The following is a 13,828-nucleotide window of genomic DNA, read 5'->3' on the forward strand; positions in this document are numbered from 1 at the left end:
ACCTCTCAATCTGCGGAACAACAATGCAGATTGCCTATGAACGTAATAAAAATTGTCTATTAATTGAGGTTTTTGAATAAATTCCAGACAATTCAACCAAATATGCTGCTGTTCACAAAAAACGCATTTCAGATGAATCTCTTAGGTAACTAAAGAAAAAAATTTAAGCTGAAGAAAACAGGCGTCTGTTTACATTTTGTAAAGAAACCAGAGGCCCTGGCAGGGTGCAAAAAGTGGCATACCCAACGGAAGAAGGAGGGAAACGGGCAGGGAGCGAACCAGGCTGTCCGCTCCCTGCCATCAACATTACTGTTTCGCCAGCGTCGCGGCAATCACCGCCTGCCAGGTGGTCGTCGGGCGACCGATTAGCTGACTCAGCTGGCGGGAATCATCAAACAGGCCGCCTTTCTCTGCGCCGGCGTCGGAATCCGCCAGCATCTCCGCCAGGCCGTCTGGCAGACCGGCGTTTTTCAGCGCTGCGGCGAAGTCACTCTGTGAGAGATTGACGTAATCGACCTTCTCGCCGCTCTGGGCGGCAATCTCCGCAGCGAACTGCGCCAGGGTGTAGCTCTCATCACCGGCCAGTTCGTAAACCTTACCGGCCTGATCGTCACGGCTCATGACTTCTGCCGCCGCTTCCGCATAGTCCTGACGGGCTGCCGAGGCGATACGGCCTTCGCCTGCCGCACCGATAAAAGCGTGGTGCGCCAGTGACGGAGGAATGCTGGCTGCATAGTTCTCGCTGTACCAGCCGTTGCGCAGCAGCGCAAAGGGGATGCCAGAGGCCTGCAGCAGCGCCTCGGTCGCGCGGTGCTCAACCGCTAATCCCAGCGGTGAGCTGTCGGCATGTAACAGACTGGTGTAAGCGATAAAACCCACACCCGCCGCCTGCGCCGCCTCAATAACGGCTTTGTGCTGCGCTTCACGCTGGCCCACTTCACTGCCGGAGATCAGCAGCAGCTTATCCACGCCCGAAAACGCGGCCCTGAGGGTCTCTGGCTTACTGTAGTCAGCCTCACGGACAGTGACACCCTGCGCCGCAAGATCCGCCGCTCTGGCGGGCGAACGCACCGCAGCGATGATCTCTCCCGCCGGGACTTTTTTCAGTAAGGCATCGATCACGAACCGGCCCAGCTGGCCGGTAGCTCCTGTTACGGCAATCATGTTATCTCTCCTGTGACGGTTGGTGAAAATCAGACTACGGGATAGACTAATTTTTAGTAAGTACTTACAGAATTGTTAGTTTGAACGGAGCGAAGTAAATGTCTGAAAAACTGAGTGAAAGATTTAGCCGGGGTGAGCTGCTTAACGTTAACTGCCCGTCCCGTGACGTGCTGAAGCGCGTGACCAGCCGCTGGAGTGTGCTGATCCTGTTAGCGCTGCAGGGTCAGACGCTGCGCTTCAGCGCGCTGCGCCGGACGGTGGGGGGCGTCAGTGAGCGGATGCTGGCGCAGAACCTGCGCTATCTGGAAGAGGATGGCTTCGTGCAGCGTATCGCCTATGACGTGGTGCCGCCGCATGTGGAATATTGCCTGACTCCGCTGGGTCGCGAAGTCGGTGAGCAGGTTGTCGGGCTGGCTGACTGGCTGGAGCTGAACGTGAGCCGGATTCTGGCGCAGCGCGAAAAATCCGCCGCAGAGTAGTTCCCCTCTGTTTTCCGGTCTCCGTCTCCACGCGACGACTCACTCTTCAGGCGCTCGCGCAGTTCTCCGGCTGCATCCGCTGTGACAGATTCTCTTCGATGCCAAAACGGCAGAGCGCAACGGCGGCACAAATAACCCCAGCGGCCCGTTGCCGCTTATTAAACCGTTTTTTCTCGCGCGGGTCCGGAATAATCGTCGGCCTGCGTGTGACGTTTAATTCAGCTCTGCTTTTTGACTCATTTTATTAACATTTACAGCTGCGCTTAAATCGCTTTCCTCACGGTTTTTCTATGCGGTTTTAATGGCGGTATTAGCAGGGTTATGCGAAAAAGCAAACAAAGCGGCAGAGATAAAAGCTTGCGGTTTTAACCTGTTAAAAAACCAAGCGATTTAATTTTCCCTCTCTCATTTTTGACCTTTCCCTGAGTGGGGTTTATAACAAAATAGTGTCTGAAAACAGGCTGTTGAAGACCTTTTTCATGCAGGCCTGACTCAGGCCAGTCTCTCTTTTTGAGGGGGGTGTTACTGTAACATTAGCGACACATAAGTGCGCTTAAATTAACCTTTAAGCCTTATTTTTAAATAAGTAATTCCTGCTAAAAACAATGATCAGAATCAACAAATACTGTTATAGTTTTCATTCATCCCACTGTTTCTGTTTCCGCGTCGCAAATAGTTTTAAATTTGCGGCGGGAATTTCAATAAGCGCAGAGAAACCCGCGCATCAGGCTTAAGTTGTTAATTATAAGTAAATACATGGTGTTCTATGTGGCAAAGAGGTAAGCAATGTTCGGATTAGATGCCTTTCATCTGGCCAGGATTCAGTTCGCATTTACTGTGTCCTTCCATATTATCTTTCCCGCCATCACCATCGGTCTCGCCAGTTTCCTGGCCGTACTCGAAGGTATGTGGCTCAAAACCCGCGATCAGTCCTATCGCGATCTCTACCATTTCTGGTCCAAAATCTTTGCCGTTAACTTCGGTATGGGGGTGGTCTCAGGGCTGGTTATGGCGTATCAGTTCGGGACTAACTGGAGTGGCTTCTCGGCTTTTGCCGGGAGTATCACCGGCCCGCTGCTGACCTATGAGGTGCTGACGGCGTTCTTCCTGGAAGCGGGTTTCCTGGGCGTGATGCTGTTTGGCTGGAATCGCGTGGGGCCGGGTCTGCACTTCTTTGCCACCTGTATGGTTGCCCTCGGAACACTGATTTCAACCTTCTGGATCCTCGCCTCTAACAGCTGGATGCATACGCCACAGGGCTACATCATTCAGAATGGCATCGTGGTTCCGCAGGACTGGTTCAAAATCGTCTTTAACCCCTCTTTCCCTTACCGGCTGTTTCATATGTCGGTGGCGGCATTCCTCGCGAGCGCGTTTTTCGTGGGATCGTCGGCGGCCTGGCATCTGCTGAAGGGCAACAACAATCCGGCTATCCGCCGTATGTTCTCGATGGCGCTGTGGATGGCACTGATTGTCGCGCCCATTCAGGCGATGATCGGTGATGCGCACGGCCTGAACACGCTGGAACATCAGCCTGCCAAAATTGCAGCGATTGAAGGGCACTGGGAAAACCCGCCGGGTGAAGCCACACCGCTGATCCTGTTCGGTATTCCCGATATGGAGCAGGAGCGGACGAAGTATGCGCTGGAGGTGCCGTACCTCGGCAGTCTGATCCTGACGCACAGCCTGGACAAGCAGGTTCCGGCGCTGAAGTCGTTCCCGAAAGAGGACCGTCCCAACTCAACCGTCATTTTCTGGTCCTTCCGCGTAATGGTGGCGCTGGGCCTGCTGATGATTACGCTGGGCGTGGTCAGCCTCTGGCTGCGTTTCAAAGGACGTCTCTATGAGTCGCGTCCTTTCCTGTGGTTTGCGCTGCTGATGGGGCCATCGGGTCTGATTGCGATCCTGGCTGGCTGGTTCACCACCGAAATTGGTCGTCAGCCGTGGGTGGTTTATGGCGTGCAGCGCACCATCGATGCGGTGTCGGCGCATGGTGACATTCACATGAGCATCAGTCTGCTGGCCTTTATTCTGGTCTACAGCTCGGTGTTCGGGGTGGGCTACCACTACATGATGCGTCTGATTAAGCAGGGACCGGTTACTGGCGAAGGTCATATCACCGAAGAGGGTGGACCTGGTCAGAAGAAAACGCCGGCGCGTCCGCTTTCGGCTGCCACCTTTAAGGATGGAGACCACTAAGATGATCGATTTTTCTATTATCTGGTTTGTGATTATCGTCTTCGCAACCCTGATGTATATCGTGATGGATGGCTTTGACCTGGGTATCGGTCTGCTCTTCCCGTTCAATAAAGATGCCGGTGAGCGTGACATGATGGTGAATACCGTCGCGCCGGTCTGGGATGGTAATGAAACCTGGCTGGTGCTGGGCGGGGCAGGCCTCTACGGCGCGTTCCCGCTGGCCTACGCGGTGATTGCCGATGCGCTGACCATCCCGCTGACCGCCATGCTGATTGGTCTGATATTCCGCGGCGTCGCCTTTGAATTTCGCTTCAAGGCGGTCGAAGGTCATCGCGCCTTCTGGGACAAGTCATTTATTGCCGGTTCGATCATCGCTACCTTCAGTCAGGGTGTGGCCGTGGGCGCGTTACTGGATGGCATTCCGGTTGAGGGACGCCGTTTCGCCGGTTCCGCCATGGACTGGCTGGCACCGTTCCCGCTGTTCTGCGGCGTCGGTCTGGTGGTGGCCTACGCGCTGCTGGGCTGCACCTGGCTCATCATGAAGACCGAAAATGAGCTGCACCGCAAAATGTCCGCGCTGGCGACACCGCTGGTCATCGCCCTGTTAGTGGTTATCGGGATTGTCAGCCTGTGGACGCCGTTTGCCCATGGCGACATCGCGCATCGCTGGTTCAGTAAGCCAAACCTCTTCCTGTTCCTGCCGGTTCCGGTGCTGGTGCTGCTCTGCTCGTGGGGCATTGTGCGCGCCATCAAACGTGAAGCGCACTATTCTCCGTTCCTGCTGACGCTGGCGCTGATCTTCCTGGGCTTCTCCGGACTGGGCATCAGCATCTGGCCAAATATTATTCCACCGTCAGTGACCATCTGGGCCGCCGCGGCACCGCCACAGAGTCAGGCCTTTATGCTGGTGGGTAGCCTGCTGATCATCCCGATGATTCTGGGCTACACCTTCTGGAGCTACTACGTGTTCCGTGGAAAAATCAAAGCAGACGCAGGATATCATTGATATGAAAAGTCTCAGCAGCATGAAAAACCACAACGAAACGAAAGCTGACAATGGCGCAAAAGCACCCTGGTGGAAGCGCGTCATGTGGCTGGTGTTTATCTATGCCGCCAGCGTACTGGCGCTGGGTGTTGTTGCCTCTCTGTTCCGGATGATGATGACGGCGGCGGGGATGCGCAGCCATTAATTGTCCCGGTAACGGCGGTGGGTGCTGCTAACGCGCAGGCTCAGTGCGGCGCAGATTTTTTTAATCATCAGGAGGCTGGCGCGAGCCAGCCTTTTTTAGTTAGTAACCTAAGCAATTAATGCGAAATCGCCCTGCACGGGCGTGTTCGCCTTACCCTTTCCTTACACCGATTCGCGATTTTTGTTATTCTTTTGTAACGAAATTCTCAGTCTTAACTCGCGTCGTAAATCGCCATCATGCTCAGCCAGGCCATCAAAAAACAGCACATTCACGACTTAGTCGAATGGATAGAAGCCAATCTTACCGACGACCTCAATATCGATCAGATCACCCTGAAATCGGGCTACTCCAAATGGCACATGCAGCGCATGTTCAAGGAGATGACCGGACAGACGCTGGCTGCCTATACCCGCAAACGGCGTCTGACAATGGCCGCCATGGCACTCCGGCTGACGCGCATGACGCTCATTGATATCGCCGTTCGCTTTGGCTTTGATAACCAGCAAAACTTCACCCGCGTATTCAAAGGGCACTTCTCGCTGACGCCCGGCGCGTTTCGCCGTTTTCCTCATCTGCCGGTTAAAAACTTTCACGGCCGTATACTGGCGCGTTCGCTGGATGAGCGCGCGACGCTGGTGGAGCGCGAGGAAGAACTGCCTCTCTGCGGCGAGACGCTGGAGTGGGAGTGTCAGTTCGGTAATTACATCGCCGACCGCGAACACCGGGTAGCCGACCAGGCACGGCAGCTGGTGGCGCTGGCGGGCAGTCATGTGAAGCAGGGGTGGATAGGCTTTCAGTACGGACCTGGCCACAGCTCGGCTGACCAGCAGAATATCAGCCTGTTTCAGGCGCTGGAGCCGCAGCATGCGGCGCTACTGGGCGAGCATACCGTCAGCTGGCGCGAAGAGCGGGGCCTCTATGCGCGTATCCGCTGGAGCGGCAGGCCGGAGCAGCTGACGCGTTTTATTGAAGATATCTACTATCAGCATCTGCCCGGACTGGGCGTGTCACGCCGTCAGGGCAAAGATCTGCTGAGTCTCGATTTTACGCAATGTCAGCCCGACTGGCTGAGCGGCGTTTTTTCCATTCCGGTCACCCGGGCGTAGTCAGTGGAGCAGGGCACACTGCCAGCGGCGTGCCGGATGCATCTTTCGTGCGGTGAACCGTGATAAACCGCACGATTTTATAAAATAACTCCCCGTTCTGGCGTAAAATTCTCCTCCGAAACCCTGCTGTACCTTAATCATCGTGCATCTGTATCAGGGCTGGAATAATCATCTGCATTTCAGGCCGTTCACGGCCAGAACACAAACGAAGACACCTATGCGACGCTTAATAATCTCACTGATTCTGGCATTGCCCGTTATGGCAATGGCACAACAGGCTGAACCCTTTTCACCGCCAGCCGGACTGCATCCGCACTCTCAGAGCGCCGGTCATGAAATTGTGGGTGATGGTGAGCTGCCGGAACAGAACAGCAGTAATCACTGCTTCTCCGGATTCGGCGATACCCTGTAACTGTGAATGCGCGGCCAGCCCCGGCGGCGCAGACGTTGCCCGGCTCATCAGGAGCCGGACAGCCTGACCCCTCTCTGTTCACATCCGCTCTTCTCTGATTTGCCGCTGCCGCGTCTGACGCTTCGTTTCCGGGCCGTCTCTGCTGCGCGTCCGGCGAGGCCTGCTCTGCGGCTGACCTTTGTTCTTAACGCCTTCCCGCTCTCTGTTTAATCCAGGGCCTGCACTCATCGCGTCGGTATAAAATATATCTTAAACCGTCGGATCGCATTTTTCGTCATTGTGCTCAAGATATATCATCGCTTATCTTCTGGCTTCAGATGAGAATGATTGTTATTAACTAATCATCGCCAACCCTTTGAATAACGGGTATCTGTCCCGTTCCAGGAGAGACATTTTGCCAGCATCAACGAATCCGCGCGTGCCGCAGCGCGTCCGAAACGAACTGCGTTTCCGTCACATCCAGGTCGAAAGTAAAACTCAGATTGCCGGGCACTTCTGGCGCATCCGCTTCAGTGGCAGCGATCTGGCGGGCTTTACCTCACCTGGCTTCGATGACCATATCAAGGTTTTCTTCCCGACGGCAGAAGGGGCCGAACTGGCGCTGCCGCAGATCACCGATGGAGCGATTGTCTGGCCCGAGGGCGAGCGTCCACCGGCCCGCGACTACACGCCGCTGGAATTTGATGGCGAATCGTCACTGACGCTCGACTTCTATATTCATCAGCAGGGTGTCGCCAGTGACTGGGCAACCCAGGCGAAGCCGGGCGACCGGTTAGTGATCGGCGGGCCACGCGGTTCGCTGGTGGTGCCGACCGATTACGCCTTCCAGCTCTATGTCTGCGACGAAACCGGGCTGCCCGCCTTTTCACGTCGTCAGCGCGACGCCCGGGCGCAGGCCCTGCATCTCTACGCCTTTACCGATGAGGCAATGGGCCGTGACTACCTGCCGGACACCACCGGCGTGACGCTGAACTGGCTCGGCAGCGGTCAGATGCAGACCTCGCAGCTCAGCCAGCTGATTGCCCGGCTGGATCAGGTGACATTCCCGGCGGAGGATTACTTTATCTGGCTGACCGGTGAAGGTGAGTTTGTGAAGGCGCTCTGCGACTACTTCACGATGCAGCGCGGCATCAACAGTGACTTCGTGCGGGCGGTGGCCTACTGGCACCAGAAGTAACCGGCGCTGACAATTGAGTTTTGCCTGGCGGCAGACTACCATCAGGCTCCTTTTTTCGCAGGCCAGACTATGAAACAGCACCCCACGCCCTTTTCCGCTGACGACCCGAGTGCCCGCACAGGCGGTTGTGGCGGGCGGCGTAAACGCCGCGAAAAAATGCTGGAAGCGAGTGAGATTCGTCTGCTGATGCTGCATTTTCTGTCGCAGCATGCGGCGCACGGTTATGAGCTGATTAAGTCGGTTGAGGAGCTGTCAAAAGGGGAGTACACCCCCAGCCCGGGGATCATCTATCCCAACCTGACGCTGCTGGAGGAGATGGAGGCGATTGAGGTACTGGATGCTCAGGCCGCGCGCAAAGCGTATCGCCTGACGGCGGCCGGTAAGGCGCTGCTGGCAGATAACCGCGAAACGGTCTCCCGCCTGATCACGCGTCTCTCCACGCTGGCGATTCTGGTCAACAATCGCAGCATTCCCGCCGTCGAGCAGGCGATTTACGGACTGAAAGTCGCCCTGAACCAGCGGCTGGCGCAGGAAGATATCTCTGATGCCGCGTTGCAGACGCTGATTGCGGCCCTGCACGACGCGGCAGAGAAAATTACTCACAGCTGAGCCGGATAGCTTAGCCGATCTCCGTTTTGTTTTTATCGATGTGACCCAGCGTGCGATCCGGGAAACAGATGTCGCGCACCCGCTGTTTCAGCGTGGTCGCATCAGGAAAGCCGCCATCCCGCTTACGTTCCCACAGCAGATGCTCATCCAGCATGATCTCAAACACACCGCCGGTGCCGGGTTTCAGCGTCACCTCCGCCAGATCCTCAGCAAAGGTATGCAGAAGTTCCTGTGCCATCCACGCTGACCGCATCAGCCAGTTGCATTGCATACAGTAGTGAATAACTACCACAGGTTTTTGCGCCATAACTCTCTTCCTTACGTATTGATAAATGCCAGTGCATTCAGGTTAAAAAAGTGTGCGCTGTGGTTGTTTATGAACTCATAAAGCTATTTAAAACAGTATTTTAATTCAATTTTCTCGGGTCAGCGTCTCGCTCAATGTGCTGTTCTGCTTTTTTGCGGCTTTTATGCAGCGCCGTCTTTGGCATGTCAGCAAGCAAGTGAATACTAACAAGTAATCAAAGGATTCGCTGCTCTGTTACCTCATTTTTGGCGAGGGAGGTAACGACGCTGGCGTAGCAGGTGCTCATCCGCGCCGCTATTTATCGCGGCTCTGAGAGACATCACGACAGGAATAAACACCGATTTACGAAGGCTGGCGGACTACTCTCATCCTGTTTCGCAGCAGGACGCTTTGATCAACTGAAGGCCTGGTTTTCTGCCGGGCAATCTGACCGTTTCGCTTTAAAAACATTGCCTTGCGTCTATTTGTTCACGGATTTTGCGCTATACCTGGAGTTCCGGACTGACGATTAAGGAAACCATAATGGCAAAATCATTAGCGCAAACGGCTGAACAACTGGGCACACTTTTACTCTCTTCCGGACTGCATCTGGCGACCGCCGAATCCTGTACCGCCGGGCTCATCAGCATGACGCTGGCGGCGGTGGAAAGCAGCGGTGACTTCTACACCAGTGGATTCGTGACCTACAGCGATAACGCCAAAATCCGTCTGCTGGGCGTGCATCCCGCCACGCTGAAACAGCACACGGCGGTGAGCGAACAGACGGCGCGGGAGATGGTTCAGGGGGCCTGCGCACGCTCGGGTGAGCCGGTGGGATTGTCGATTACCGGCTATGCCGGGCCGGATGGCGGTGAAGATGGCACCCCGGCAGGCACCATCTGGTTTGGCTGGGTCCTGCCCGACGGCCGGGATGAGGCGGAGTGCCACCGGTTCAGTGGCGATCCGAAATCGGTGATGGAGCAGGGCACGCAGTTCGCGCTGGAGGGGCTTATCAGACGGTTGCAGCAAAGCACGCTCTGAAGGCGCGAAGCGCGCCTTCAGAAGCCGTCAGCGGCAGTCGACAATCAGCCGGCCCTGCACTTTTCCGTCCAGCAGATCCTGCGCGCCCTGTTTCGCCTCACTCAGCGGGATGACCCGGCTCAGCCGGCTGAGCCGTTCGCCATCCAGCAGCTCACCCAGCCGCTGCCACGCCTGCTGGCGAAGCGGTGTCGGGCAGAGCACGCTGTCCACACCGGCAAGCGTGACGCCGCGCAGAATAAAGGGGGCGACGCTGGCAGGCAGGTCGAGACCCTGCGCCATACCGCAGGCGGCTACCGCGCCGTCCCGCCGGGTGGCGGCCAGCACGTTCGCCAGGGTGTGGCTGCCCACGCTGTCTATCGCGGCAGCCCAGCGCTCTTTTGCCAGCGGCTTGCCTGGCTGCGACAGCTCATCACGATCGATGACTGAGGCCGCCCCCAGGGTGTCGATCAGGTAGGCATGGTCGCTGGCGCGTCCGCTGGAGGCGATAACCTCATATCCCAGACGCGCCAGCAGGCTGACGCTGTAGCTGCCGACGCCGCCGCTGGCACCCGTCACCAGCACCGGCCCGTGGTCAGGCGTGATGCCCTGTTTCTCCAGCGCCATCACACAGAGCATCGCGGTCAGTCCCGCGGTGCCCATTGCCATCGTCTGTAGCGGAGTGAGAGAGGCGGGAACGCGCACCAGCCAGTCGCCGCTGACGCTGGCTTTCTGTGCCAGGCCGCCCCACTGTTTTTCGCCCACCCCCCAGCCTGTCAGCAGGGCCATATCTCCCTCTTTCCAGTCGGGATGGCGGCTGGCGGTGACCCGGCCCACAAAGTCGATACCCGGCACCATCGGGAACTGGCGCACAATCGGGCCTTTGTTGCAGATAGCCAGGGCATCTTTGTAGTTCAGGGATGAGTAGCTGACGTCGAGCGTGACATCGTGGTCGGGCAGTTGCGATTCGGGGAGATCTTTGAGCAGGGCGCGGTAACCCTGCTCGTCATTTTCAATGATCAGTGCCTTGAACATGCATCCTCCAGGAGTGTGACAGTGAGGATGAGTGTACGCCCGGCAGAGGCAATGCGGTAGGGCAAGGGGCAGGCCAGGGGGCAGTGAATCCCGCTCACGCGCATCGTCAGCCGCCGATCGCACTCTGCATAAATCTGCATATATTTCATATAATTAATCGTGCTGTTAATTTTAATCTGTAAATTATCCATTAAAAACAGGGTGTTATATTTTTTGTCGCCTGCCGGATAATTGCCTGGCTCGGGTTGTCCACGTAAAAAAAAGATGACATCATGACCGCCACTTTTTGGCCCTGTTTATACATCACAGAGGACGTCGCCATGTCCGGTTCACCGCGCACCCGCCCGGATTACCGTTCGCTCTTTCCGGCGCGCACCGGTTTTTCCTCTTTCCTGAACACGCTGCGGTTCTCCATGCGGTGAGGCCAGCCTGGCAGCGGCCGGTTATCTGCTCTTCAACGGCTGCACAATGCCTTCTGACGGTTTTCACTGACATTCTTCGCCGGGGCGCTGTCCCCATGATTGTGCCACGGGCACGTCCTCCCTGCCGTTAGGGACGCTTTATGACTCCACTGAAAATTGCTGCCAGCGCCGCTGTGGCGCCCAGTCTGACTCTGAACACCGCGCGCGACGTGGTGACGCTGGATAACACCGACTTTACCGATGTCGCGGCGGTTGTCGTCTCGCTGGCGGATACCCGCAGCGGCATACTGACACTGCTGCGTCATACCGGATTCGACCTGCCGGTATTTGTCGCCAACGCCTTTGAAGAGGAGGTGATGCACCTGCCCGGCGTCAGCGGGGAGCTGAATGGCGATCCGCAGGAGTGGATTGCGCTGGAGGCGGCCGCGCAGGCCTATGAAGCGGCGCTGCTGCCGCCCTTTTTTGAGACGCTCTCCCGCTATGTTGATATGCAGAACAGTACCTTTGCCTGCCCCGGTCATCAGGGCGGCGCGTTCTTCAGGAAACATCCGGCGGGTAAACAGTTCTATGACTTCTATGGCGAAAATGTTTTCCGCTCGGATATGTGCAATGCCGACGTTAAACTGGGCGATCTGCTGATCCACGAAGGATCGGCTAAAGATGCACAAAAGTATGCGGCAAAGGTATTTAACGCCGACAAAACCTACTTTGTGCTCAACGGCACCTCAAGCGCCAATAAAGTGGTGACCAATGCGCTGCTGACCCGGGGCGATCTGGTGCTGTTTGATCGCAACAACCATAAGTCGAACCACCATGGCGCGCTGATCCAGGCGGGGGCCACGCCGGTTTATCTGGAGGCGGCACGCAATCCTTTCGGCTTTATTGGCGGCATTGATGCGCACTGCTTTGATGAGGCCTATCTGCGCGAGCAGATCGCGGCGGTTGCGCCCCAGCGCGCAGAAGAGGCGCGGCCTTTCCGTCTGGCGATCATCCAGCTGGGCACCTACGACGGCACGGTCTACAACGCGCGTCAGGTGGTGGATCGCATCGGTCATCTGTGTGATTACATCCTGTTTGATTCCGCATGGCTCGGCTATGAGCAGTTTATCCCGCTGATGGAAGGCTGCTCGCCGCTGACGTTAGAACTGAACGAGAACGATCCCGGCATTTTTGTCACGCAGTCGGTACATAAGCAGCTGGCGGGTTTTTCACAGACCTCGCAGATCCACAAAAAAGATAATCACATTCGCGGACAGCGCCGCTTCTGCCCGCACAAACGGCTGAATAACGCCTTTATGCTGCACGCCTCAACCAGTCCGTTTTATCCGCTGTTTGCCGCGCTGGATATTAACGCCCGGATGCATCAGGGCGAGGCGGGGCGTCGCCTGTGGGATGAGTGCGTCACGCTGGGGATCGATGCGCGTAAAGCGATCCTGGAGCGTTGCGAAATGATCCTGCCATTTGTGCCGGAGCGCGTGGCCGGGCAGCGCTGGCAGGATGCGCCCACGGAGACGATCGCCCGCGATCTGCGCTACTTCAGCTTCGAACCACAGGAAAAGTGGCACGGTTTTGCCGGTTATGCGCGCGATCAGTATCGGGTCGATCCCTGCAAGCTGCTGCTGACTACGCCGGGGATCGATGCCGCCAGCGGGGAGTACAGTGATTTTGGGATCCCGGCCACGATTCTGGCGAACTATCTGCGCGAAAACGGCATTGTGCCGGAGAAGTGCGACCTCAACTCGATCCTGTTCCTGCTGACGCCAGCAGAGAGCCCGGAGAAGATGGCGAATCTGGTGGCGATGCTGGCGCAGTTCGAGCAGCACGTCAGGGATGATGCGCCGCTGGCCGAAGTGCTGCCGACGATCTACCGTAAAAATGCGCAACGCTATGCCGGTTACACTCTGCGTCGCCTCTGTCAGGAGATGCACGATCTTTACGTCAGTCACAACGTGAAGGATCTGCAGCGTCTGATGTTCCGCGCCGCGGAGTTCCCGCCGGTCAGGGTGAATCCGCAGGATGCCCATCAGGCGTATATTCGCGGTGAGGTCGAGCTGGTGCCGATAGCCGAGGCCGCAGGACGGATTGCCGCCGAGGGCGCACTCCCTTATCCGCCGGGTGTGCTCTGCGTGGTGCCGGGAGAGATCTGGGGCGGCGCGGTGCAGCGCTATTTCCTGGCCCTGGAAGAGGGGCTGAACCTGCTGCCAGGCTTCTCGCCAGAGCTGCAGGGCGTTTACACCGAAGAGGATGAGCAGGGACGTAAGTATCTGGTGGCCAATATGATGGTGAGGGGGTAGTTTCGCTGCGCGAAGGGGCGATGAGATTCTTTCGCCTGCCAGGCGGTGGGCTGGCTCTGAGAAGGTTTCGCCCGCCAGGCGTGAGGGAGTTATTACCTGGCGGTGGGCTGGCTCTGAGAAGGTTTCGCCCGCCAGGCGTGAGGGAGTTTCAGCCTGCCCGTGCAGGCGGACGCGTCAAGGGGCGGACGCCCGCCCCTTAACAATCCCGGCGTCCGGCAGCCTTTGCGCCCCGCGTTGCGGGGTACCTTCGTCCCGCCCTGCGGCCGACGGACCGTCCGGACTCGCCATCCCTGGCTCGTGCCGTCCTTTCGCCGACGTCCTGTCGGCTCATCCTGGCCTCCGGTTGCTCCTCAGCGCGCCGGATGCCTCTCCCACACCCCCGCCTTTGATATCTTCTATTTTCTGATGTGAAGCATCGTCTGCTGGCCTGAAGGCTAA

Annotated in this window: 13 protein-coding genes; 10 read left to right on the top strand and 3 right to left on the bottom strand. The window is 57.2% G+C overall.

Going from position 1 to position 13,828, the window contains the following annotated elements; genetic code table 11:
* Window positions 1-306: 306 nt before the first annotated feature.
* Window positions 307-1,164 (bottom strand): SDR family oxidoreductase, encoded by an 858-nt coding sequence (locus tag OJ965_RS05945; protein WP_265138282.1) that lies wholly within the window; start codon window positions 1,162-1,164, stop codon window positions 307-309.
* Between the two features lie 98 nt (window positions 1,165-1,262).
* Here OJ965_RS05945 and OJ965_RS05950 point away from each other — a divergent pair, with 98 nt between their 5' ends.
* The 8 genes from OJ965_RS05950 to OJ965_RS05985 all read left to right on the top strand — a co-directional run bounded on the left by OJ965_RS05950 (window position 1,263) and on the right by OJ965_RS05985 (window position 8,336).
* Window positions 1,263-1,643: a winged helix-turn-helix transcriptional regulator gene (locus tag OJ965_RS05950; protein WP_009087181.1), complete on the top strand. Its 381-nt coding sequence runs from the start codon at window positions 1,263-1,265 to the stop codon at window positions 1,641-1,643.
* Between the two features lie 786 nt (window positions 1,644-2,429).
* A complete protein-coding gene (locus OJ965_RS05955; protein ID WP_009087179.1) occupies window positions 2,430-3,842 on the top strand; it encodes a cytochrome ubiquinol oxidase subunit I in 1,413 nt (470 codons plus the stop codon).
* Between the two features lies 1 nt (window position 3,843).
* Window positions 3,844-4,848, top strand: coding sequence for a cytochrome d ubiquinol oxidase subunit II (gene cydB / locus OJ965_RS05960; protein ID WP_046102528.1), 1,005 nt, complete (start codon window positions 3,844-3,846; stop codon window positions 4,846-4,848).
* 19 nt (window positions 4,849-4,867) lie between these two features.
* Window positions 4,868-5,032 (top strand): DUF2474 domain-containing protein, encoded by a 165-nt coding sequence (locus tag OJ965_RS05965; protein ID WP_369974600.1) that lies wholly within the window; start codon window positions 4,868-4,870, stop codon window positions 5,030-5,032.
* A gap of 236 nt (window positions 5,033-5,268) precedes the next feature.
* A complete protein-coding gene (locus OJ965_RS05970) occupies window positions 5,269-6,138 on the top strand; it encodes a helix-turn-helix domain-containing protein (protein ID WP_046102526.1) in 870 nt (289 codons plus the stop codon).
* A 217-nt stretch (window positions 6,139-6,355) separates the two neighbouring features.
* Window positions 6,356-6,550 carry a hypothetical protein gene (locus OJ965_RS05975; RefSeq protein WP_033736052.1) on the top strand — a complete coding sequence of 65 codons (195 nt, stop codon included), beginning with the start codon at window positions 6,356-6,358 and terminating at the stop codon, window positions 6,548-6,550.
* Between the two features lie 394 nt (window positions 6,551-6,944).
* The gene (locus OJ965_RS05980; protein ID WP_265138286.1) at window positions 6,945-7,727 is read left to right on the top strand and encodes a siderophore-interacting protein; all 783 of its coding nucleotides are present in this window, start codon (window positions 6,945-6,947) and stop codon (window positions 7,725-7,727) included.
* Window positions 7,728-7,796: 69 nt separating this feature from the next.
* The gene (locus OJ965_RS05985; RefSeq protein WP_140029519.1) at window positions 7,797-8,336 is read left to right on the top strand and encodes a PadR family transcriptional regulator; all 540 of its coding nucleotides are present in this window, start codon (window positions 7,797-7,799) and stop codon (window positions 8,334-8,336) included.
* A 10-nt stretch (window positions 8,337-8,346) separates the two neighbouring features.
* On the opposite strand, the gene OJ965_RS05990 is transcribed toward OJ965_RS05985, so the two are convergent.
* Complete coding sequence (locus OJ965_RS05990; protein ID WP_009087166.1) at window positions 8,347-8,643, bottom strand: Rdx family protein; 297 nt, start codon at window positions 8,641-8,643, stop codon at window positions 8,347-8,349.
* Window positions 8,644-9,165: 522 nt separating this feature from the next.
* Between OJ965_RS05990 and OJ965_RS05995 the strand changes: the two genes are divergently transcribed.
* Window positions 9,166-9,663 carry a CinA family protein gene (locus OJ965_RS05995; protein WP_140029518.1) on the top strand — a complete coding sequence of 166 codons (498 nt, stop codon included), beginning with the start codon at window positions 9,166-9,168 and terminating at the stop codon, window positions 9,661-9,663.
* Window positions 9,664-9,690: 27 nt separating this feature from the next.
* Here the strand turns inward: OJ965_RS05995 and acuI are convergent, their stop codons facing one another.
* Window positions 9,691-10,674, bottom strand: coding sequence for an acrylyl-CoA reductase (NADPH) (gene acuI / locus OJ965_RS06000; RefSeq protein WP_154929140.1), 984 nt, complete (start codon window positions 10,672-10,674; stop codon window positions 9,691-9,693).
* A gap of 562 nt (window positions 10,675-11,236) precedes the next feature.
* On the opposite strand from acuI, the gene OJ965_RS06005 reads away from it, so the two are divergent.
* Complete coding sequence (locus OJ965_RS06005; protein WP_046102516.1) at window positions 11,237-13,390, top strand: ornithine decarboxylase; 2,154 nt, start codon at window positions 11,237-11,239, stop codon at window positions 13,388-13,390.
* Window positions 13,391-13,828: the final 438 nt, after the last annotated feature.

The sequence above is a fragment of the Pantoea anthophila genome (assembly GCF_026104315.1).
GTDB classification, from domain to species: Bacteria; Pseudomonadota; Gammaproteobacteria; order Enterobacterales; family Enterobacteriaceae; genus Pantoea; species Pantoea anthophila.